Annotated in this window: 22 protein-coding genes and 1 riboswitch; of the genes, 15 read left to right on the top strand and 7 right to left on the bottom strand. The window is 66.5% G+C overall.

Features of this window, described 5'->3' with window-relative positions; genetic code table 11:
* The first annotated feature begins 55 nt into the window (after positions 1-55).
* From C6A82_RS02460 to C6A82_RS02430, 7 genes are all read left to right on the top strand, one after another.
* Positions 56-2,938, top strand: a complete 2,883-nt coding sequence (locus C6A82_RS02460; protein ID WP_105346138.1) for a Na+/H+ antiporter subunit A — start codon at positions 56-58, stop codon at positions 2,936-2,938.
* Positions 2,935-3,405, top strand: a complete 471-nt coding sequence (locus C6A82_RS02455) for a Na(+)/H(+) antiporter subunit C (RefSeq protein ID WP_105346136.1) — start codon at positions 2,935-2,937, stop codon at positions 3,403-3,405. The genes C6A82_RS02460 and C6A82_RS02455 overlap by 4 nt, the downstream gene beginning before the upstream one ends.
* Positions 3,402-5,003: a Na+/H+ antiporter subunit D gene (locus C6A82_RS02450; RefSeq protein WP_105346134.1), complete on the top strand. Its 1,602-nt coding sequence runs from the start codon at positions 3,402-3,404 to the stop codon at positions 5,001-5,003. The genes C6A82_RS02455 and C6A82_RS02450 overlap by 4 nt, the downstream gene beginning before the upstream one ends.
* On the top strand, positions 5,000-5,533 hold the full coding sequence (locus tag C6A82_RS02445) for a Na+/H+ antiporter subunit E (RefSeq protein ID WP_105346133.1): 534 nt from the start codon (positions 5,000-5,002) through the stop codon (positions 5,531-5,533). Before C6A82_RS02450 ends, C6A82_RS02445 begins: the two co-directional genes overlap by 4 nt.
* Positions 5,534-5,561: 28 nt before the next feature.
* Positions 5,562-5,846: a monovalent cation/H+ antiporter complex subunit F gene (locus tag C6A82_RS02440; RefSeq protein ID WP_105346131.1), complete on the top strand. Its 285-nt coding sequence runs from the start codon at positions 5,562-5,564 to the stop codon at positions 5,844-5,846.
* Positions 5,843-6,184, top strand: a complete 342-nt coding sequence (gene mnhG / locus C6A82_RS02435) for a monovalent cation/H(+) antiporter subunit G (RefSeq protein WP_105346129.1) — start codon at positions 5,843-5,845, stop codon at positions 6,182-6,184. The genes C6A82_RS02440 and mnhG overlap by 4 nt, the downstream gene beginning before the upstream one ends.
* A gap of 98 nt (positions 6,185-6,282) precedes the next feature.
* Entirely contained in the window at positions 6,283-7,194 is a 912-nt protein-coding gene (locus tag C6A82_RS02430) for an SAM-dependent methyltransferase (RefSeq protein WP_105346146.1), read from the top strand.
* A gap of 5 nt (positions 7,195-7,199) precedes the next feature.
* Here the strand turns inward: C6A82_RS02430 and C6A82_RS02425 are convergent, their stop codons facing one another.
* The 5 genes from C6A82_RS02425 to C6A82_RS02405 all read right to left on the bottom strand — a co-directional run bounded on the left by C6A82_RS02425 (position 7,200) and on the right by C6A82_RS02405 (position 10,517).
* Positions 7,200-7,835, bottom strand: coding sequence for an LON peptidase substrate-binding domain-containing protein (locus C6A82_RS02425; protein WP_105346127.1), 636 nt, complete (start codon positions 7,833-7,835; stop codon positions 7,200-7,202).
* A 2-nt stretch (positions 7,836-7,837) separates the two neighbouring features.
* The gene (locus C6A82_RS02420; protein WP_105346125.1) at positions 7,838-8,992 is read right to left on the bottom strand and encodes a glutamate--cysteine ligase; all 1,155 of its coding nucleotides are present in this window, start codon (positions 8,990-8,992) and stop codon (positions 7,838-7,840) included.
* Entirely contained in the window at positions 8,949-9,662 is a 714-nt protein-coding gene (gene sodC, locus C6A82_RS02415; protein WP_199193812.1) for a superoxide dismutase[Cu-Zn], read from the bottom strand. Before sodC ends, C6A82_RS02420 begins: the two co-directional genes overlap by 44 nt.
* Positions 9,663-9,671: 9 nt before the next feature.
* Positions 9,672-10,145 (bottom strand): LytR C-terminal domain-containing protein, encoded by a 474-nt coding sequence (locus tag C6A82_RS02410; protein ID WP_105346123.1) that lies wholly within the window; start codon positions 10,143-10,145, stop codon positions 9,672-9,674.
* A gap of 63 nt (positions 10,146-10,208) precedes the next feature.
* Complete coding sequence (locus tag C6A82_RS02405) at positions 10,209-10,517, bottom strand: DUF3263 domain-containing protein (protein WP_105346121.1); 309 nt, start codon at positions 10,515-10,517, stop codon at positions 10,209-10,211.
* A gap of 121 nt (positions 10,518-10,638) precedes the next feature.
* Between C6A82_RS02405 and C6A82_RS02400 the strand changes: the two genes are divergently transcribed.
* The 4 genes from C6A82_RS02400 (at position 10,639) to C6A82_RS02385 (ending at position 15,487) form a co-directional block, all read left to right on the top strand.
* Entirely contained in the window at positions 10,639-11,232 is a 594-nt protein-coding gene (locus C6A82_RS02400) for a peptide deformylase (protein WP_105346120.1), read from the top strand.
* Position 11,233: 1 nt separating this feature from the next.
* Positions 11,234-12,148 carry a GNAT family N-acetyltransferase gene (locus C6A82_RS02395; RefSeq protein ID WP_105346118.1) on the top strand — a complete coding sequence of 305 codons (915 nt, stop codon included), beginning with the start codon at positions 11,234-11,236 and terminating at the stop codon, positions 12,146-12,148.
* A 9-nt stretch (positions 12,149-12,157) separates the two neighbouring features.
* Positions 12,158-12,961: an exodeoxyribonuclease III gene (locus C6A82_RS02390; protein WP_105346116.1), complete on the top strand. Its 804-nt coding sequence runs from the start codon at positions 12,158-12,160 to the stop codon at positions 12,959-12,961.
* Between the two features lie 114 nt (positions 12,962-13,075).
* The gene (locus C6A82_RS02385) at positions 13,076-15,487 is read left to right on the top strand and encodes a patatin-like protein (protein WP_158261646.1); all 2,412 of its coding nucleotides are present in this window, start codon (positions 13,076-13,078) and stop codon (positions 15,485-15,487) included.
* Here C6A82_RS02385 and C6A82_RS02380 read toward each other — a convergent pair.
* Complete coding sequence (locus C6A82_RS02380) at positions 15,460-17,220, bottom strand: MFS transporter (RefSeq protein ID WP_396836769.1); 1,761 nt, start codon at positions 17,218-17,220, stop codon at positions 15,460-15,462. The genes C6A82_RS02385 and C6A82_RS02380 overlap by 28 nt on opposite strands.
* A 105-nt stretch (positions 17,221-17,325) precedes the next feature.
* Positions 17,326-17,447, top strand: a riboswitch (TPP riboswitch).
* Here C6A82_RS02380 and thiD point away from each other — a divergent pair.
* From thiD to C6A82_RS02360, 4 genes are all read left to right on the top strand, one after another.
* The gene (thiD, locus tag C6A82_RS02375; protein ID WP_105346112.1) at positions 17,437-18,279 is read left to right on the top strand and encodes a bifunctional hydroxymethylpyrimidine kinase/phosphomethylpyrimidine kinase; all 843 of its coding nucleotides are present in this window, start codon (positions 17,437-17,439) and stop codon (positions 18,277-18,279) included. (Overlaps the previous riboswitch by 11 nt.)
* On the top strand, positions 18,279-18,896 hold the full coding sequence (locus tag C6A82_RS02370; RefSeq protein ID WP_105346111.1) for an alpha/beta family hydrolase: 618 nt from the start codon (positions 18,279-18,281) through the stop codon (positions 18,894-18,896). Before thiD ends, C6A82_RS02370 begins: the two co-directional genes overlap by 1 nt.
* Before the next feature lie 2 nt (positions 18,897-18,898).
* Positions 18,899-19,633: a septum formation family protein gene (locus tag C6A82_RS02365; protein WP_311101836.1), complete on the top strand. Its 735-nt coding sequence runs from the start codon at positions 18,899-18,901 to the stop codon at positions 19,631-19,633.
* Between the two features lie 16 nt (positions 19,634-19,649).
* Positions 19,650-19,925: a hypothetical protein gene (locus tag C6A82_RS02360; RefSeq protein ID WP_105343103.1), complete on the top strand. Its 276-nt coding sequence runs from the start codon at positions 19,650-19,652 to the stop codon at positions 19,923-19,925.
* On the opposite strand, the gene C6A82_RS02355 is transcribed toward C6A82_RS02360, so the two are convergent.
* Positions 19,892-21,118 carry a TetR/AcrR family transcriptional regulator gene (locus C6A82_RS02355; protein ID WP_105343108.1) on the bottom strand — a complete coding sequence of 409 codons (1,227 nt, stop codon included), beginning with the start codon at positions 21,116-21,118 and terminating at the stop codon, positions 19,892-19,894. The genes C6A82_RS02360 and C6A82_RS02355 overlap by 34 nt on opposite strands.
* Positions 21,119-21,220 lie beyond the last annotated feature (102 nt).

Genomic DNA, 21,220 nt, shown 5'->3' with positions numbered 1-21,220 from the left:
TTCAACCAAAGCCGTCCCCGGCTGACACCCCGACCAAAATCTCGATCGGAGTGCCTTGCTCGTCGTCTTGTTCGCCCATGCGGTCGCCGCCGCGTCGGCTCCCCTGTTGGTGTACCGATGGGACAGACGGGCGTTCTATCCGCTGGCGCTCGTGCCGCTGGGCTCGCTGGTGTGGATGGCGCTGAACTGGCCGGCTCGCGGGCACGCCCACAGCGTCGACGTGTCGTGGGTGCCTGAACTGTCGATGGACATCACGCTGCGCTTCGACGCGCTCGCGGCGATCATGAGCGTGCTGGTGCTCGGCATCGGCGCGCTGGTGCTTTTCTACTGCGCCGACTACTTCGGTCACCACGACGGGAGAACGGAGAAGCGGCTTCCGAGCTTCGCCGCTGAGTTGGTCGCGTTCTCCGGCGCCATGTTCGGCCTGGTGGTCAGCGACAACATGCTGGTGCTCTACGTGTTCTGGGAGCTCACCACCGTGCTGTCCTTCCTGTTGGTCGGGCACTACGCCGAACGCACGAGCAGCCGCAAGGCGGCGATACAGGCGCTGCTGGTCACCACCACAGGCGGGCTCGCGATGCTCGTCGGAATCGTCATACTCGGCACCGTCTCGGGCACGTACCTGTTGAGTGAACTCATCGCGGCACCGCCGAGCGGGGTTGCAGTGTCGGTTGCCGTCGTGCTGGTTCTGGTCGGTGCGCTGGCCAAGTCGGCGATCGTGCCGATGCACTTCTGGCTGCCGGGCGCGATGGCCGCCCCGACCCCCGTCAGCGCGTACCTGCACGCCGCGGCGATGGTCAAGGCGGGCGTCTACCTCGTCGCGCGGATGGCTCCCGGCTTCGCGGACTCGCCGCCCTGGCGGCCGATGGTGGTGACGCTCGGCGTGGTTACCGTCCTGCTGGCCGGCTGGCGGGCGATACGCGAATACGACCTGAAGCTGATTCTCGCGTTCGGCACCGTGAGCCAGCTGGGCTTCATCACGGTGATGGTCGGCGCGGGCGGAAGCGACCTGATGCTCGCCGGGCTCGCGCTGCTCTGTGCGCACGCCATGTTCAAGGCCGCGCTGTTCATGGTCGTCGGCATCATCGACCACACCACCGGCACCCGTGACATCCGCAGGCTGGCCTGGCTCGGCCACGCCAACAAGCCGCTGGGAATCATCGCCGTCGGCGCGACGGCCAGCATGGCGTCCCTACCCCCGTTCCTCGGCTTCGTCGCAAAGGAAGCCGATTTCGAAACGCTCTTGCACAGTCAATCTCTCGGTCATACCGCGCCGTTCGTGTTGGCGGCGATAGTCGCGGGCTCGGTCTTCACCACGGTCTACAGCCTCAGGTTCCTCTGGGGCGCCTTCGCCAAGAAGGGCAGATCCGAGCCGAGTAGGCGTGTCGCGGAGATGCACGCCGCCCCCGCGACATTCCTTGCGCCACCGGCCATTCTGGCCGCGGTGGGCCTGTTCCTCGGACTGTGGCCCGCGCCGCTGGACAGCGTGCTGGACCCCTACGCCGACACCGTCGGCGGCGACGCGGACTACCAGCTGGCGCTCTGGCACGGCTTCAACCTGCCGTTGCTGCTGTCGGCGCTCGTTCTCGCGATCGGCACCGCGGCGTTCTTCGGCCGGTCCCGGCTTCGGCGAACCCCGCTGGTGTACCTACCTCTCGGCAACGCCGACCGCATCTACGACGCGGTGATTCGGGGCTTAGACGTGCTTTCGGTCCGGCTGACGGGCGCCACGCAGCGCGGTTCGATCCCGGCTACCCAATCGGTGATTCTCGCGACACTCGCTGTGGTGCCTGCGGCGGCGCTGATGCTCGGTGCCCGCGACCGGCCGGAGTTCGCGCTATGGGGTTCGCCGCTGCAAGTCATCGTCGGGGTGCTGACGCTGACCGCCGCAGTGGGTACGACGGTGATGCGCAACCGGCTCGCGGCGGTGCTGCTGGTCGGCGTCACGGGCTACGGCTGCGGCACCATCTTCGCGTTCCACGGCGCACCCGACCTCGCGCTGACGCAATTCCTGGTCGAAACGCTGACGTTGGTCATCTTCGTGCTGGTGCTGCGGACGCTGCCCGCGGAGTCCGATCGCACCAACGTCGAAAAGCACCGGCTGCCCCGGGTTGCGCTCGCGCTGGCCGTCGGCGCCAGCGTCACCACAGTGGCGGTGTTCGCGATGGCCGCCCGCACCGGCGTGCCCATCGCCACACTGCTGCCCGACGCCGCCTACTACCGCGGACAAGGCGCCAACACCGTCAATGTGCTGCTGGTCGACATCCGGGCATGGGACACCCTCGGCGAGATCTCGGTGCTGATGGTCGCGGCGACCGGGGTGGCGTCAATGGTGTTCCGGCACAGACGCTTCGGCACGGCGCCTCGTGTCGCGGACGCCGGCCAGCCCGACATCGGACCGGTGCAGGTGATAGCCACGAGCCCGGTGGCCGGTGACATCACCTGGCTGCGCGGCAGCCAACTGCGTGATCCGCGGCACCGGTCGTTGGTGCTCGAGGTCGCGACGCGGATGATCTTCCCGCTCATCATGGTGTTGTCGGCGTACTTCTTCTTCGCAGGACACAACACACCAGGCGGCGGCTTCGCGGGCGGGTTGACCGCCGGACTCGCCCTCGTCCTGCGCTATCTCGCGGGCGGACGCTATGAACTCGGCGAGACACTGCCCCTCGACGCGGGCAAGATCCTCGGCGTAGGGCTGGGCCTCTCCGCCGGTACCGCGGTGGCCTCGCTGTTGCTCGGTGCGCCCGTGCTGTCGTCGGCGGTGCTGCAGTTCGACATTCCGGCGCTGGGCACCGTCAAGCTGGTGACGGCGCTGTTCTTCGACCTCGGTGTGTACCTGATCGTCGTCGGCCTCGTACTCGACGTGCTGCGTAGCCTCGGCGCCCGGGTCGACGTGAACATAGCCGAACAGCGACCGCTGGCGGTGGCGTCACGATGACCGCCTACCTCGTTCCACTGCTGCTGATCGGCGGGCTGACCAGCGTCGGTGTCTATCTGCTTCTGGAGCGCAACCTGACCCGAATGTTGCTCGGCCTGTTGCTCATCGGCAACGCCGTCAACTTGTTGATCCTCGCCGTCGGCGGACCGACGGGTAATCCACCGGTGCGAGGCCGGGTCAGTGACGGCCAGACCGGAACGGCCGACCCGTTGGCGCAGGGGATGATCCTCACCGCGATTGTGATCAGCATGGGCATCGCGGCGTTCGTGCTGTCGTTGATCTACCGGACATACCGGCTGACCACCCAGGAGGACGTCGGCAACGACGCGGAGGACACCCGCGTCTCGCAGATGTCCGACGAAGAGGCCGTCGCCTTCGACGAACCGCGCCCACAGCCGGTCGCGGCGCGCGACACCGAGGAGCCCGATGAGCTGGATGCGCTGCCCGGGCTTGAGGGGTCGCGGTGACCCCGGCTGCGGTGTTGACGCCGCTGCCCGTCCTGATCCCACTGCTGGGCGCGGCGGCGACCATGTTCGCCGGGCGTCGCCCACGCCTGCAGCGGGCCATCACGCTCGCCGTGCTGGTGGCGGTCGTGGCGGTGTGCGCGGCGCTGCTGTACCTGACCGACCGCGACGGCACCATCGCCGTGCACGTCGGCGGGTGGGCGCAGAGTGTGCCCGGCATGGGCCCGCTGGGCATCACCCTTGTGGTGGACGGACTTTCGGCGATGATGATGGTCGTCTCGTCGATCGTGTTGCTGGCCGTCGTGTGCTACGCCATCGGCCAGGGCATAAGGGACGGCGACGAACGCCAACCCGTGTCGATCTTCCTGCCCACGTATCTCGTCCTGTCCGCGGGCGTCTGTAACGCGTTTCTGGCAGGCGACCTGTTCAACCTGTTCGTCGGTTTCGAAGTGCTGCTGGCGGCGAGCTTCGTACTGCTGACCATCGGCGCCAGCACCGAGCGGGTTCGCGCAGGCATCGGCTACGTGATGGTCTCGATGGTGTCGTCGATGATCTTCTTGATTGGCATCGCGCTGGTGTACGCCGCAACCGGCACGCTCAACATGGCCGAGCTGGCCACCCGGCTGGACGGCGTGCCGGACGGCACTCGCAGCGCCCTGTTCGCGGTGCTGCTCGTCGCCTTCGGCATCAAGGCGGCGGTGTTCCCACTGTCGGCCTGGCTGCCCGACTCGTATCCGACCGCGCCCGCCCCGGTCACCGCGGTGTTCGCCGGGCTGCTGACGAAAGTCGGTGTGTACGCGATCATCCGGGCGCACACGTTGCTGTTCCCCGGCGCCGGGCTGGATCGCATCATGATGGTCGCCGCCCTGCTCACCATGCTCGTCGGCATTCTCGGCGCCATCGCCCAGAGCGATATCAAGAGGCTGTTGTCCTTCACGCTCGTCAGTCACATCGGCTACATGGTGTTCGGCGTCGCGCTGTCCAACGAACTCGGGTTGTCGGGTGCGATCTACTATGTGGCCCACCACATCCTGGTGCAGACGACCCTGTTCCTGGTGGTAGGCCTGATCGAACGACAGGCGGGTGCCGCCACACTGCAGCGCCTGGGTGGTCTGGCCGCCGCAAGCCCGCTTCTCGCGTTCGTCTTCGTGGTCCCCGCCCTCAACCTCGGTGGTATTCCACCGTTTTCGGGGTTCATCGGGAAGGTCGCGCTCTTGGAGGCGGGCGCCACCGACGGCGGAGTGCTGGCGTGGTTGCTGGTGGGCGGCAGCGTGGTGACCAGTCTGCTGACGCTGTACGTGATGGCCCGCGTCTGGACGCTGGCGTTCTGGCGGGCCCGCGCCGACGCCCCGGAAGGCGATCTCGCGGCGTCCGCTCCCTCGGCGTTGCTCGATGAGAACACCGACATCGCCGTGATCGACCGCCACGATGTCGGGCGGATGCCGGTCGGCATGCTGTTGCCGACGGGCGCGCTCATCGCGGTCGGGCTCATGCTGACCGTGCTCGCGGGACCCATCATCGGCTATACCGATCGCACCGCCGCCGAAGTGATCGACCGCGACCGGTACATCTCCGCGGTGCTGTCAGAGGTGAAGCCGTGAGACGTCACGCACTTCGGCTGTGGGTGCTCTGCTGGCTGATGCTGGTGTGGGTGCTGTTGTGGGGCAGCCTTTCTCTTGCCAACATCGTCGGCGGGCTGGCGATCGCCGTGATGATCACGTTGATGTTGCCCCTTCCTGTGGTGCCCGTCGAGGGCCGGCTTCATCCGCTGTCGTTGCTGTGGCTGTTGCTCGTCGTCGCCTCGCAGTTGGTGCTGTCGTCCATTCAGGTGGCGTGGCTGTCCATCAAGCCGGGGCCGCCGCCCCTCACCGCGGTGCTGCGCGCCCATCTGGCGATCAAGTCGGATCTGGTTCTCGTGCTGGCCGTCAACATCTTCAACCTGGTGCCCGGATCGATCGTCCTCGAGATCGACCAGGAGCGACGGCTGATCTACATGCACGTCCTCGATGTCGGCAGCGAGAAGGCCGTGGCCCGCTTCTACCGCCAGGTCATGCTGACCCAGCGACTGCTCGTGGCGGCGTTCGAGCGTGACGAGGACTGGCAGCCGTCAGTGAGCAAGGAGACGACGTGATTACCCGAAGACGAGCGGGAGGCGAGGCGTGAACACCGTTTGGATCATCGCCGCGGTGATGCTGACCGCGGCCGCGGCGATCGTGATGTTCCGGATCCTCGCCGGACCGAGCACACTGGATCGCCTCGTTGCGCTGGACACTCTGGTGGCGGTGGCGATGTGCGCGATAGGAACCTGGGCGGCGTTCAGTTTGGACACCACGGTCACCTACGGCCTCACCGCACTGGCATTGATCGGCTTCGTCGGCTCTGTGAGCGTCGCGCGGTTCCGCGTTCCCGACATAAGCAGGCCCAAGAGCAGGTATCCGCGATGAGCATCTCCGACGTCGCTGCCGCCGTGCTCGTGCTGAGCGGGTCGGCGCTGGCGCTCACCGCTGCGATCGGCGTGGTGCGCTTCCCGGACACCCTGTCGCGCATGCATGCGGCCACCAAACCGCAGGTGCTCGGACTGCTGTTGGTGTTGGTCGGCGCCGCCGTCCGGCTGCGTGGCAATGTGGATGTCGGCATGCTGATCCTCACCGGCATGTTCGCCGTGATCACCGCGCCGGTGGTCGCCAATCGGGTGGGACAGTTGGCATACCGGGAACAGAACCTGAGAGACATGCTGACCAAAGACGAACTGCAGACCTACGCCGAAGGCGAGCGCGAGTGAGGTGCGCTGGGCCCACGCCCGCAGGGCAGGGGACGAGGAACGAGCGAGGACCGGAGCTAGTGCGAGCCGAGCAAAAAGACACCGAAGGCGAGGACCGAATGACCAGAACTGACAACGATTCCTGGGACATCACCGAAGGTGCCGGTGCGACGGCCCTCGGCGTGGCGTGGGCGCGGTCCCAGGAGTCGACGTCGGAGTGCCCGTTGTTCACCGACCCCTTCGCCGAGATGTTCGTCGAGGCGGCCATCGCGCGCGGATGGCAGTTGCCGCAACGTCATATCGCCGAGCGGATCCGTTCGATCGCCGGTTACGCCGCATCGCGCACCAAATGGTTCGACGAATTCTTCATCGCGGCGGGGGCGCGGGGTATCGAGCAGGCCGTCATCCTCGCGGCCGGACTCGACGCCAGGGCGTGGCGGCTGCCGTGGAACGACGGCACCACGGTCTACGAGATCGATCAGCCGAAGGTGCTCGCGTTCAAGACCGAGACGCTGCGGAGCCGCAACGTGAAACCCGCGGCCCGGTATGTGCCGGTGCCCGTCGACCTCCGGCAGGACTGGCCGAAGGCGTTGCTGGAAGCGGGTTTCGACCCGGATGAGCCGACGGCATGGGCCGCAGAGGGTCTGCTGCCCTATCTTTCTGCCGCCGGACAGGACCTGTTGTTCGAGCGCATCACCGGTCTGAGCGCCAAGGGCAGTCGAATCGGCATCGAGGCCTTCGGCGCCGGCTTCTTCGACCCTGAGTATCTGGCCAGCCGCCGCGAACGGATGCGGCAGGTACGGCAGGAAGCCAGCGTTGAAGACGACACACCGGATGTGGCCGATCTGTGGTTCATCGAGGACCGCACCGAGGCGATCGACTGGTTCACCGATCACGGCTGGGATGCGATGAGCATTCCCGCCGCCGATCTGATGGGCCGATACAACCGCACGACCGACGACGACACAACGCCGCGAACGGCTTTCGTAGAGGCAACGCTCAATGTCGCCGCCGGTGCGGCGCCTGGCTGACCCGGCTAGTCGCCGGACAGCTGGAATTCGACGAGCGCCCTGACGGTCTCGACGGCCTCGCGCAGTGCCGCAAGCCGCGCGGCGACGGTCGGCGCGGCCAGCACCGAGTACCGGTCGGCCTGGCCCATCGGTAGCCGGGCGGTCAACGCGTACAACCACATTGCCGCGTCGGGTGCCGCGTCCGCGCCTGCCACGATGTCGCGCCCGTTGACCTCCGCGCCGCGGGCGCCAGCGATCCGCTCGAACAGGGCGATCATGCGGTCCTCGATATCGCGGATGGCGTCGGCGCCGACGTCTTCGCCCGGCTCGTCGGGCCATACCTCGATCGCGGCTCGCGGATACGGGTTGTCGGGTTGCCATTCCAGCACCTGGATGCGTTCGGCCATAACGCAGTTCAGGCGGTAGCGGCCGTCCCCGAAGTCGGCGACCTCGGTGATGTGGGCCAATGTCCCGACATCGCTGCGCGCGTCGCCGCCGCCCACCTCACGGCCCGCTTCGATCAGCACGACCCCGAAGGCCGGGTCGTCCATCGCGAGGCAGTCGGCCACCAGTTCGGCGTACCTGGGTTCGAAGATCCGCAGCGGCAGTTCCTCGCCGGGCAGCATCGCCCGCTCGAGCGGAAACATCGGAATGGTCGCCACGATCAGATGTCCAACTCGCCGATCAACGCGTCGACGACGGCACGCAGATCGCCGTCGTTGTCCTCGGCGACACGCCGCTGCCGCTGATATGACGCACCGTGACCATAGATGTCGGCGACATTGGCCAATTCGTCGCTGCAGCCCAACGATTCGGCGACCGGTTCGAGCCGGTTCAGCAGCTCGTCGAGGTCGTCGGTGACCAGCCGCTCGTTGCTGTCGGCGTCGAGGATGATCACCGCGTCGAGTCCATAGCGCGCAGCGCGCCACTTGTTCTCCTGCACGTGCCACGGCGGCATCGTCGGCAGCTGTTCGCCTGCGTCGAGCTTGCGGTCCAGATCGACAATGAGGCAGTGCGTCAGCGCGGTCAGCGCACCGAGCTCGCGCAGGTTGGACACACCGTCGAAGATGCGCACCTCCACGGTGCCGAGGTGGGGCGAAGGCCTGATGTCCCACCGGATCTCGTTCATGTGGTCGATGATGCCGGTCTTCTTCTGGTCGTGGACGAAGCCCTCCCACTGCGCCCAATTCTGGAAGTGGAACGGCAGCCCTGCGGTCGGCAGCTGCTGGAACATCATCGCGCGGTTGCTCGCGTACCCGGTGTCCTCGCCGTCCCAGTAAGGCGACGACGAGGACAGTGCCAGCAGGTGCGGGTAGTGGTTGAGCAACGAGGTGACGATCGGCATCACCTTGTGTGCCGACGAGATCCCGACATGCACGTGCACGCCCCAGATCAGCATCTGGCGACCCCACCACTGAGTGCGCTTGATCAGTTCGGCGTAGCGCGGTGCGTCGGTGAGCTTCTGGGCAGACCATTTCGCGAACGGGTGGGTGCCCGCGCAGAACAATTCCATGCCGCGGCCGCGCACGACGTCTCTCGCAGGCAGGAGCGTGGTCCGCAGGTCCTCCATCGCCTGCCCTGCGTTGTCGCAGATCCCGGTGACGATCTCGACGGTGTTGCGCAGCAATTCCTTGTGCACGCGCGGGTTTTCGCCGATCTCGGCGATCACCGCGGCCGCCTCGTTGCTCAGGTCGCGGGTGACGGCGTCGACGAGAGCGAACTCCCATTCGACGCCAACGGTCGGCCGGGGTGACCCGGCGAAATCTATTCGACTGCTAACCGGTGCCGATAACACCGCACGCGACCCGCTTTCCGGCATCGCCGGTGGCGAGCGTCGTCTGGTCAGGGGGCGGGGTGCCGTTGGTCTGCTGGTAACGCTCCGCCGGGATGTTGGCGAAGTTGTCGGCCTTCTCGTGAATGATGATCGACGTCTTGGCGCCCGCCTGCAGATCCTCCGCGGTGAAAGCGTCGGTGGTCGTGACCACCTGCGCGGTGCCGTCTTCACGCACCTGCAGCGACGTGAGGTCGCCGCTGGCCGGATGCCCGCTGTGGCCGGGAACCTGGAAATGCCCACCGGCGGAGTTGAAGTCGCCCGGCTCGCCACCGGTCGGCGCGACCGAGCTGGCTTCGCACTTGCCCACCGAGTGGATGTGCATTCCGTGGAAGCCCGGTGCGAGCTGTCCGGAGCCGGTGGTCTTCACGGTCACCGTCACGTAGCCGCTGGAGAATGCGAAGTCGGCGGTGGCCACCGTGGAGCCGCGGGGGTTCTTCAGCTGCGCGGTCAGCTTCTCACCCGACGGAGCGGCTTCGCCCTGACCCTCGCCCTCGCTCTCGGCCTGGGCCGACGGTGCCGGCGACCCGGTCCACACCGACGGTGTGGTGCCGGGCTCAGAGGCAATGGGCTCGTTGGGGGTACAGGCACTCAGTGCGAGTGCCGGAACAGCGAACAGGGTGGCTACGGTCAGCGTCTGCGCACGCGAGGCAAGCATGTCGAGAGCCTATCCCGCCACCGCCACGACGACGCCCGGTGGTTGCTCGGCCAGTTCGGGTGCCCTCGGCTCGACCGGCGCCGACAGCAGTTGGCCGACCTCATCGGCGGACTTCCGCTCGCCGGGCGCGTCGCTGAAGTAGACGGTGGTCGCGGTCAACCCCTCGATGGTGAGGTTCCCGGTCTCGGTGACATTCCAGCCGGCCTCGCGGAGCTGATTGGCCGTGTTCTCGGCGGCCCCCGCGGTCTCGGAGGTGTTGTAGACGCGGACTTCGGCCTTCGCGGCGGGCGCCGGGGCCTCCGACGGGGTCGGCGACGGGGTCGAAGAACTGCTGACGGCCACCGGTGAGTCGTCCGCGCTCGAGTCGTCCCCTCCGCCCATGGCCTGCAATCCGACCAGGAGAAAGACGACGCCGAGGAACAACAGCACCATCACCATGGCGCGCAGGGGCAGCCCGGAGGAATCGGAATGGCGCTCGTTCATTGGGCCCACTGTATCGGCGAAGGGGGTGAGACCTGCGGAAGGCTCAGCAAGGCACAGGAAGGCTCAGGTCACCTCGAAGCCGAGACGGCGTGCCGCCCGCGCCTTCTGCCTGCTCGCGCGAAGCCGCCTCAGCCGCTTGACCAGCATCGGATCGGCCGCCAGCGCCTCGGGCCTGTCGACGAGGGCGTTGAGCACCTGGTAGTAGCGGGTCGCCGACATCGAGAACAGTTCCTTGATGGCGTCTTCCTTGGCGCCTGCGTACTTCCACCACTGCCGTTCGAAGGCCAATATGTCGTGTTCGCGGCGGGTCAGCCCATCGGTGAGCTCAGAGTCGTCCCCGGATTGCTCAGTCCGCGCGATGGCGCCGTCCATGTTGCTCGTGGACCCTTTCCTGCACTTAACCTCGCTAGCGATACCGCGAATATTCAACCACGGCATTGCTACCAGGGCCGTCAGCCAACCGGGCGAGTCGGCTCACTTAAGCTTGCCAACCGTGGCAGTCGTCCCGATCCGAATCGTCGGAGATCCCGTCTTGCACATCGCTACCACCCCGGTGCCGGTTGCCGATGACGGTTCGCTGCCTCCCGATCTCGCCGACTTGATCACAAACCTGTACGACACGATGGACGCGGCGCACGGTGTTGGCCTCGCCGCCAACCAGATCGGTGTGTCGTCGAGAGTCTTCGTCTACGACTGCGCGGAGGACCGCGGGAAGTCGGCCCGCAGACGCGGCGTCATCGTCAATCCGGTGCTGGAAACCTCGGAGGTGCCCGAGACCATGCCCGACCCGGACGATGACGACGAAGGTTGCCTTTCGGTGCCCGGCGAAACGTTTCCCACCGGTCGCGCCGATTGGGCGCGGGTGACCGGACTGGACGCCGACGGCACACCGATCACGCTGGAGGGCACCGGGCTGTTCGCCCGGATGCTGCAGCACGAGACCGGACACCTCGACGGGTTCCTGTATCTGGACCGGTTGGTGGGCAGGCATGCGCGCAGCGCCAAGCGGGCGGTGAAATCGCACGGCTGGGGTGTGCCCGGTCTGACCTGGATGCCCGGCGAGGTCCCCGACCCGTTCGGGCACTGACATGGTGGCTCTGCCCGTTGTCGGAACGCGCGTCAGCCTGCGCTACCGACGACCGCAGGGCTCGGTGCCGCCGCTCACCGATGTGATCGGCCACTTGCTCGATACCGGCCCCGTCATCCGGGTGCGGACGAAAGCCGGTGCGGTGGTTGAACTCAGGGCCGAAGATGTCGTCACCGTGCGAGCGTTGACCGACGTCCCGGTACGGACATCGCAGATAAGGGCGATGGAGCACGCCGCCGCGCTGGCATGGCCGGGAACCGAACACGAATGGATCGACGGCTGGCTGGTGCGCGGCGCGAACGGCCACACCCATCGCGCGAATTCCGCTGTCCCACTTGATCTGTCAGCGAGCGTGGCGGGCGTGCCCGCAGTCGTCGACTGGTATGCGCGACGCGGCCAGACACCGTGGCTCGCCGTACCCGACCGGCTGCTGAGCCTGCACGGAACGTACTCGCCGCACCTGGAGACCATCGTGATGGTGCGCGACCTGCCCGCAGGTGCACCAGACGGCACGACGACGTTGGCGCCGCTGCCCGACGCGACGTGGCTGCGCCTCTACCAACGCGAGGTGCCCGTGGAGGTCTTGTCGGCCGTGCTCGACGGCGTCGTGGTGTTCGCGACCCGTGGGGACGCCGCGGTCGGACGCGCTGCCGTCACCTGCGCGCCCGACGGAACTCGGTGGGCGGGTCTTTCGGCCGTGCGCGTCGCCGAAGGTCACCGGCGCGAGGGGCACGCGCGGGTCCTGTGCGCGGCGCTGCTGGACTGGGCAGGCGGACAGGGCGCTGAGCGCTGCTATGTGCAGGTGCTCGTCGACAACGCGCCCGCGATCGCGCTGTACGAACACATGGGCTTGACCGCGCAGCATCGTTCGCGCTACATCGATGGTGCGCACATGGCGGGCACCGTCGATCCGTAGCCTGTAGCCATGCGGCTGGCCACCTGGAATGTGAACTCGATCCGGGCCCGCGTGGACCGAGTCACCGACTGGCTGGAACGCGCCGACGTCGACGTGCTGGCGATGCAGGAGACCAAGTGCAACGACGACCAGTTCCCCACGATGCCGTTCGCCGCCATCGGCTATGACGTCGTGCACTGCGGCTTCAACCAGTGGAACGGGGTGGCCATCGCCTCGCGGGTCGGCATCGACGACGTCCAGGTCGGTTTCGACGGTCAGCCGACGTGGAGCGACAGGGCTGATGTTCAGGAGGTGGCAGAGGCGCGGGCGCTCGGCGCGACGTGTCACGGCGTGCGGGTGTGGAGCCTCTACATACCGAACGGCCGCATCGTCGATTCGCCGCACTACGGCTACAAACTGGCATGGCTTGCGGCGCTGAGGGTTACGGCGCAGAGGTGGCTGGCCGAGAACCCGGATGCGCCGATCGCGCTGACGGGCGACTGGAACATCGCGCCCACCGACGAGGACGTCTGGAGCGTCGAGGCTTACCGGGGCAGCACCCACGTCACCGGACCGGAGCGGGCCGCGTTCAAGGCGATCGTCGACGCTCGATTCACCGACGTGGTACGGCCTTTCACGCCGGGGCCCGCGGTCTACACGTACTGGGACTACACCCAGCTGCGCTTCCCGAAGAACCGCGGCATGCGCATCGACTTCATCCTCGGATCGCCTGCGCTGGCGCAACGGGTGACTCACGCCGAGATCGTTCGCGAGGAACGCAAGGGCAAATCGCCGAGCGACCACGCGCCGGTGTTGGTTGAGCTCGCCGGCTGAGTACCCGACTACCCCACTGGGCAAAAAGCAATCCCACAGGCCGATGCGAGGACTTACCCTCAGGTTCAGTAGCGCCGATTCGAGGTCCTGGTGCTGTAGAGCGGGGGTGCTCTGGTGAAGAACAACGACGCCGAACTGCGGTTGGCCTTGGTGTGCTACGGCGGCGTGTCACTCGCCGTCTATATGCACGGAGTGACCAAGGAGATTCACAAGTTGCTTTGCGCTGCAAGACAATTTGATAAGCGCTTGGATGCCAATCCATTCTCGGCAGGAACCGAGAAGGTGTACTTCGATGCCCTGACCCGGACCGCCGAGTCCGGGCCGAGGCTGGAGGTGAGCGTCGACATCATAGGAGGTACGTCGGCCGGCGGAATCAACGGCATCGCATTGAGTAAAGCCATCGCCCGCAACGCCAGCCTCGAGCCCCTGAAGAAGGTGTGGATCGAGGAAGGTGATATCCGGAAGCTGCTGAGAGGGACACGACTCTTCGGCCTTCGCGCGCAGGTGCTGACCACCGTTGTCGGCCAGTTGTTCCGGATGTTCGGCGCTTCCTCGCCGCTGCGCGGAGAGCACCTGTCCAAGCTTCTGTATCAAGCGCTTACGGCTATGGAGAGCGATCGGGATAAATCCGCCTACTCGCTCCTACCGGACACCGCTCCCGAGTTGGAGTTGTACGTGCCGGCAACCGATCTCAACGGTTACGACGTGCTGGTCCCGTCAGGCATCGGAGGCGCGAGCAACCGAGACCGCGATTACCGCCAGGTGCTGGTGTTCAGCGGGGTAGGCAAGAACCCGCAGCAATTCGGCGAGCAGTACACCGCCGACCTGGCATTCGCCGGTCGCGCCAGCGCCAGCTTTCCCGGCGCGTTCGCGCCTGTGAGCCAAGCCTCGTTCAAGGAGGAGATCGGGCAGGACGTCGACCTCCACCCACAGACCGTCTTCCTGTGCCAATACGAACCGGATGAGGCCGACGACGCGTACTTCGTCGACGGGGGCGTGCTGGACAACGCACCGTTCGATTTGGTGATCGACGCGATCGCCAGGCGAAGGGCACGGACCCGGGTGTACAGGCAGCTCGTTTACATCGAGCCCGATCCGGGACAGGAGCTCTATTCGATGACCCACGGCAAGCCCGCGGACAAAGGCAGACGGTGGCTCAAGGACATCTTCTTCACGTTGTCCACCGTGCGCGGCAGCCATCCGATCCTGGTCGAGTTGACCAAGTTGCGGGACATGAACTGGCGAATCGCCGAGGTGAAGGCCATCGCCGAACAGCAGGAGAAATACGTCGAGAAGCGAGTCCGGGCGGCGCTGTCCAATCAACTGCAGCAGTCAAACACCGAAGCCATGACCATCACTCAACTCGTCGACGAAGTCACCGCCGCCGACGGCACCGCACTGCAAGCAAAGATCGAGGCCGTCTCGAACGAGGTGTATGCGGATGCCAGGGATTCGCTCGGCCCGGCCTGGTCCACGTATCAACGGCTGAAGTTCGAGGCCGTACTCAACCGGCTCGCCGACGAAATCAGTTGGTGCCTCCGATATCCGAGGCCCTCTGCGAGAGCGGGGTTCGTCGCCGCCACGTGGATCGCCTGGGCACGCAAGCACGACGCTTGGCAGATGGGACATACCCGTGCGCTCGGCAACCTGCTGCGTGAGTCGGATATGCCCTACCGCGAACGGCGTTTCATGTTCATTCTCAGCCGAATCAACAGCTTGTACGACTTCGACGACAACGGATGGACACCGCCCGTAGGTGATCTGGACAAGCTCAAAGAGAAGGCTTGGGAGATGATCGCGACGGTCCGCTCCGTAACGATCGACGCAATCGGGCGAATGGAATTCGAAGGAGTGCTGAATCTGTTGCGCCTGAGCGATGACGACGTGGTCCGGCTCGACCCGGAGAAGTTCGCGGCGGACAACCGCGAGATGTTGCAGGTCATGTTCGAGCGGTATGCCGACGCACTGAAACCGGCCCGCGACGACAGCGTCAAGCTCCTCGAAGAGTTCCGGCTGCGCACAAAGGAGTGGCGATCGGACGAGGCGAGGAACTCTCTGCTCAGCAGCTACCTCGCTTTCGCCCTGTGGGACGGACTGTTGTTCCCGACGATCTCTTTGAGCGAGCTTCCCCAGCTCTCACCCATCCCGGTGGCGCAATTCAGCCCGCTCACCGCAACAGCGCTAAAGCCACCGAGCAAGGAGGGTGACCCGAAGCCGACCAAGCTCAAGGGCATTCCGGTGCATCATTTCGCGGCCTTCTTCGCGGCGGAGGCCCGCGAGAACGACTACTTGTGGGGGCGTCTTGACGGCGCTGAGTTGATTCTGCAGATGCTGACTGACGTCGCGAAGAAACATGCCTTCGAGACGATCGCGGCAACGGGCGACGAGACGCTGCGGCATTTGAAGGATGCGCTGCAAGCTGTTCTCGACGAGGAGAAGGGGCTCCGCCGGGTGAAGACCCTGCGCGCGGATCTGGCCAAGCAGGTCGAGGCGCTCGGTCAAGCCTCGGTGTCGGCGTCGCCGTAGCGGCCCGGGTTGAACATCGACGCAACAGCACCGATGAGCATCATGACCGCCGCCGCGATGAACACCACGGTGAGCCCGGAGTGAAACGGCTCGGTGATGAGCTGCGGGAAGAACGTCTTGCCGGTCAGCACGTCGACGTCGACGCCCTGGTTGTCCAGCGCCCCCGACGGGGCCAGTAGTTCGGCGATCGGGTTGTAGCCGAGGAACGCCGCGAACAAGCTCCCCACGGGAGGCAGATTGGCCACATCGTTGGCCACCGAGGCGGAAACGCCCTGCGCCTGCAGTCCGCTGCTCATCGCCGATGGAAGGGTGTGGGCCAGCCCGACGATCATCAGGGAGAAGAAGACACCGATCGACAGCGACGACCCCGCGTTGAAGAACGTCGCACGCACACCCGAGGCCGCTCCGCGTTGGGCGGCGGGAACGCTGGACATGATCGCCGCCGTATTCGGTGCGGTGAAGATGCCGCCGCCGAGTCCGTTGAGGAAAACCAGCAGGGCGAACAGCCAGTAGTCGAAGTTCACCGGAATCATCACCAACGCAACGAAAGTCACGGCCATCAGCAGCATGCCGCCGACGGTGAACGGGCGCGCGCCGAAACGGTCCGACAGCGAACCGGCCAACGGTCCGGCGACGAGGAAGCCCGCGGTCATCGGCAGCATGTAGATACCGGCCCACAGCGGAGTGGATTCGAAGCTGTAGCCGTGCAACGGGAGCCAGATGCCCTGAAGCCAGATGATCAGCATGAACTGCAGGCCGCCACGGCCCATCGACGACATCAGCCCCGCGAGGTTGCCCATCCCGAACGAGGCGGAGCGGAACAACCTGATGTCGACCATCGGGTCGGCCACCCGTAGTTCGATGAAGCAGAACGCCGCGAGCAACATCAGGCCGGACCCGATCGCGCCAAGCACCCACGGGCTCGTCCAGCCGGTGGTCGAGTCACCGTAGGGCTGAATGCCGTAGGTGATGCCGGTGAGCAGAATCGTCAGGCCGAGGCCGAAGGTCAGGATGCCCGCCCAGTCGAGCCTGCCGGGGGTGCGGACGCCGAGTTCCCTCAGCGACCGAACGCTCCAGATGGTGCCGAGGATGCCGATCGGCACGCCGACCCAGAAGATTGCCTTCCAGTGCCACTCGGAGAGGAAGCCACCGATGAGCAGTCCGAGGAAGGAGCCGGCGACAGCGGCCACCATGTTCACGCCGAGCGCCATGCCGCGCTGGTTGGACGGGAAGGCGTCGGTGAGGATCGCCGACGACGACGCCATCAACATCGCACCACCGACGCCCTGGACCACCCGCCAGGCGATCAGCCACAGCGCGCCGCTGCCGAGGTGAAACGGGTCGAACGAGAGCGCGACGGCCGCCAGCGTGAACACCACGAAGCCGAGGTTGTATATGCGCACCCGGCCGAACATGTCGCCGAGTCGACCGAACGGGACCACCAGGACCGCGGTGACGACCAGGTATCCCATCAGCATCCACAGCAGGTAGCTGACATTGCCCGGGGCGAGGGGGTTGAGCCCAATGCCGCGGAAGATGGCGGGAAGGGAGATCAGCACGATCGACGCGTTGATCGTCGCCAGTAGGGTCCCCAGCGTGGTGTTGGACAGCACCACCCACTTGTAGAAGGGGTGATCGTGGTCCATGCGCCTGCGGCGGCGCGCGGTCTCGAATACTGCGACATCGGCGTTGGCCACGACTGGAGGTTTCGTCATCTCGGTTTCGGTCGTCATCACACTTCGCTCACACAAGAGTTCGTATCGGTTCAAAAAACATATATTAGCTATACAAACCTTTCCCGAGCAATTCTTGTTCCATGCGATAGCGTGACAACGCCTGAACACCCACGCGGGAGCGCGCACCGAGCGCGCTGAGAGGACGGCTCGAGTGCGTCACGGTGCCGTCGACCGTATGAACCTGACCGGGTAATGCCGGCGTAGGGAGATGTCATGAGTTTCCTACCGTTGACGCCCGGCAATCAGACCCCGCCGCGGGTGATGACGATCGCCGGTTCGGACTCTGGCGGCGGCGCAGGCATCCAGGCCGACATGCGCACCTTCGCACTGCTCGGTGTGCACGCGTGTGTTGCGGTGACGGCCGTTACGGTGCAGAACTCGATGGGCGTCCGAGGCTTTCACGAGATCCCGGTCGAGGTGATCGCAGGCCAGATCGAAGCCGTCGCGAGCGACATCGGGATCCAGGCCGCCAAGACCGGAATGCTGGCGTCGTCGGAGATCATCGCAACGATCGCCGACACCTGGCGCTCGCAGGGCCTGGCGGGCACGGTTCCCCTTGTGGTCGACCCCGTCTGCGCGTCGATGCACGGCGACCCGTTGCTGCACCCGAGCGCGCTGGACTCCCTGCGGGATGAGCTGTTTCCGCTGGCGACTCTGATCACGCCCAACCTCGACGAGGTGCGACTGCTCGTCGACATCGATGTGGTCGACGACTCCTCTCAGCGGGAGGCGGCCCGCGCGCTGCACGCCCTCGGGCCGCGGTGGGCGTTGGTGAAGGGCGGTCATCTGCGGTCGTCGCCGGAGAGCCCCGACCTGTTGTACGACGGCACCGACTTCTACGAATTCGGCGCGACCCGCATCGACACCGCCGACGACCACGGCGCGGGTGACACGCTCGCCGCGGCCACGGCCAGCGCGCTGGCGCACGGCTACCCCATGACCGACGCGGTCGCCTTCGCGAAGTCGTGGGTCACCGAATGCCTGCGTGCGGCATACCCGTTGGGGCAGGGCCACGGCCCGGTGTCACCGCTGTTCCGGCTGAGCATGGCACCCTGATGAATCTTGCGGCCATTGCGGGCATCGCACATGAGCCTGCGGGCACGCCGAAGGGCGCGGTGGTGTTGACCCACGGGGCGGGCGGCAGCCGAGAAGCCCCGCTGCTGAAGAGGATCTGCGACGAATGGGCCGCCCGAGGCTGGCTCGCGGTGCGCTACAACCTGCCCTACCGCAGGCGACGGCACAAGGGTCCGCCCTCGGGATCCGCCGCCGCCGACCAGTCAGGCGTCGTCGAGGCGATCGAGCTCGTCGCCGCCACGATCTCGGGCCCGGTCCTGGCCGGCGGCCATTCGTACGGCGGCCGGATGACGTCGATGGCTGTCGCCGATGGCAGTGCGCGCGTCGATGCGCTGACGTTGTTCTCCTACCCGCTGCACCCGCCGGGCAAGCCGGAACGAGCCCGCACCGAACACCTGCCGAGGATCGGCGCGGCGACGGTGTTCACCCATGGCACGTCGGATCCGTTCGGTTCCATCGACGAGGTGCGCGCGGCTGCAGCGTTGATCCCGGCGACGACCGAGGTCGTCGAGATCACCGGCGCCCGCCACGATCTCGGCTCCAAGAGTCTCGATGTGCCGGTACTGGCCGTCGACGCGGGGCTACGGTTGCTCTCGTGACGATGCCACCTGGCCCACCGCCCGACCAGCCACCGCCGCCGGGGTCGTATCCGCCACCGCCGCCCCCCGGCGCATACCCGCCCCCACCGCCGGGGTCCTATCCCCCGCCTCCACCGCCGCCGTCGGGCGGCTATCCCGGCCAGGCGCCGTACTACCAGCAACAGCCGCCGTACCCGCCGACTCCCGGCACCAACTGGTGGGCGGTCATCTCGCTGGTCTTCGGCGTGATCGGCGGCGTCCTCATCAGCGTGGTCTGCGGCATCGTCGGGCTGAACCGGGCCAAACAGGGCCGGGGTGGCCGCGGAATGGCCATCGCGGGCCTGGTGCTCTCGGCGCTGTGGACGGTCGGGGTCGTGGTGCTCGTGTTCGTCCTGCTGGTCTTCGGCAAAGACACGGTCAGCGCGACCGATGTCAAGGCGGGTGACTGCCTCAAGGAGGTGCCTGCTTCGGGTCTGGTCGTCACCGTCGACACCGCGCCGTGCGGCGAACCGCATACCGGCGAGATCTTCTCGGTGATGAAGATGCCCGACGGCGACTTCCCTGGCACCTCCGCGATCGAGGAGTACCAGAACAAGTGCGGGCCGGAATTCGCCGACTACTCGCCGGGAGCGGCGGAAGACCCGGAGGTCGGCTTGTTCGTGCTGTATCCGAGCGAGGACTCGTGGGCCCAGGGCGACCGCACGGTAACGTGCATCGCGACCACCGATGCGCCGCGCACCGGCACTCTCAAGAAATAGTCCGAAAGGAAACGACTTGTCCGACAAGAACTCTGGCGGATCGCGCTTCGCGACACTCGCCGGCCTCGGGGTCGCAGGCGTCGGCGTTGCGCACTTCGTGCGGCCCGAATTGTTCGACGACGTCACGCAGCAGGCCTTTCCCCGCGAAACCCGCAAACACGTCTACATCGACGGTGGCATCGAAACCGCGATCGGGCTCGGGCTCGCGTCGCGCAAGACACGCAAGCTGGCCATCATCGGCCTGCTGGGCTACGGCGCCTATCTGGCGGGCAACGTCGTCCGCAACCGGTAGCGGCCGAGGAGCGTGAGGTCGAGCAGCCTGCCGACCATCATCCGCGAGGCCACGGTGTTGTCGTAGGCCACGAGATTGCCCACATCGATTACCAGCGCCATGGCCGCGTGTACGGCGAACCGCGCCTGCCCCACAGTCCAGTCCGATCGGATCGCGGTCACCAGCCGTACCCACGATTCGACCGTCGCCCTCTGCAGATTGCGCAGGATCTTCTGGTCGGCGGGCGCCATGTGCAACCGTTCGGTGTAGTAGACGTAGGCGAGTTCGGGATGGTCGAAGGACCGCTTGACGTAGGCGTCGATCAGGCCGGTCAGCGCGCGCTCCGGATCGCTGACCTCGACGAGGATCGACGAGGCCTCCGACGAGAGCCGGTCGGCGGCGCGCCGGTAGATCGCGGCGAGGATGTCGTTCTTCCCGGAGAAGTACCGGTAGATCCCCGACGTCGGCATGCCGACCGCCGATGCGATCTCCTCCATCGTGGTGTCCCGGTAACCCTTCCGGTTGAACAGCGCCACCGATTCAGTCAGCAGCGCTTCGTATTTCGACGGGTCGACACCTACCCGCCGCCTACGCCCGGGCGCTGCCGTCGTTTCCGGTACGTCAGCGACGTCGGCTGTGGAGATCGCGGTGGCGACCTCGGCCAACACTGCGCGAATGTGGACGGCGGGCAACTTGGCGTGGTGGTCCACGATGCTGCCGATCACGCTCAGCATCGACGACGACAACGTCCAGCGCTGCCGTGACGTGAGCCCCGGCCGAAGTGCCATGAGAGGCCGCTGAATTCGATGGTTGACGATTCGCATCTGAGCGTTGAGCGTCGCCTGGTCGTCGCCGCGCAGGAAACGCGCCTCCCACCGGTACAGCCCGCCGGACTCGCGGTTGGCGAGCGCGGTGTCGGTGATGGCGCCGATGAGCCGCTGCAGCGTGTCCGCGTCGGCGCGCGTCTCGTCGGAGAACGCCGTGCATGCCACCAGTTGCTCGCCGAGCGCCAGCACCGCATCGCGAAAGAGGTCGTACTTGCTCGGGTAGTGCCGGTACAGCGCGGTCGCCGAGATCCCCACCCTCGCGGCGATCGCCTCCATGCTGACCGCGTGGTATCCCAGCGCGCTGAACGCTTCCGCGGAGGCCCGTGCGATCTGCGCCTTTCGATCCTTCGGCCGTCGCCTGATGCCCGGATGCGGGGTGGGCGCCATGGCGATCACCCTAACGGACCCCGGCGGAACATAGCGGTCGACTTCGGCTGATAAATAATCTTCAAACCTGTCGCCAGCCGGAGAATGATCATTAACATAGCG

This window comes from Mycobacterium sp. ITM-2016-00318 (genome assembly GCF_002968285.2).
Classification (GTDB): Bacteria; Actinomycetota; Actinomycetes; order Mycobacteriales; family Mycobacteriaceae; genus Mycobacterium.
This window is presented reverse-complemented; position numbering and strand designations above follow the sequence as displayed.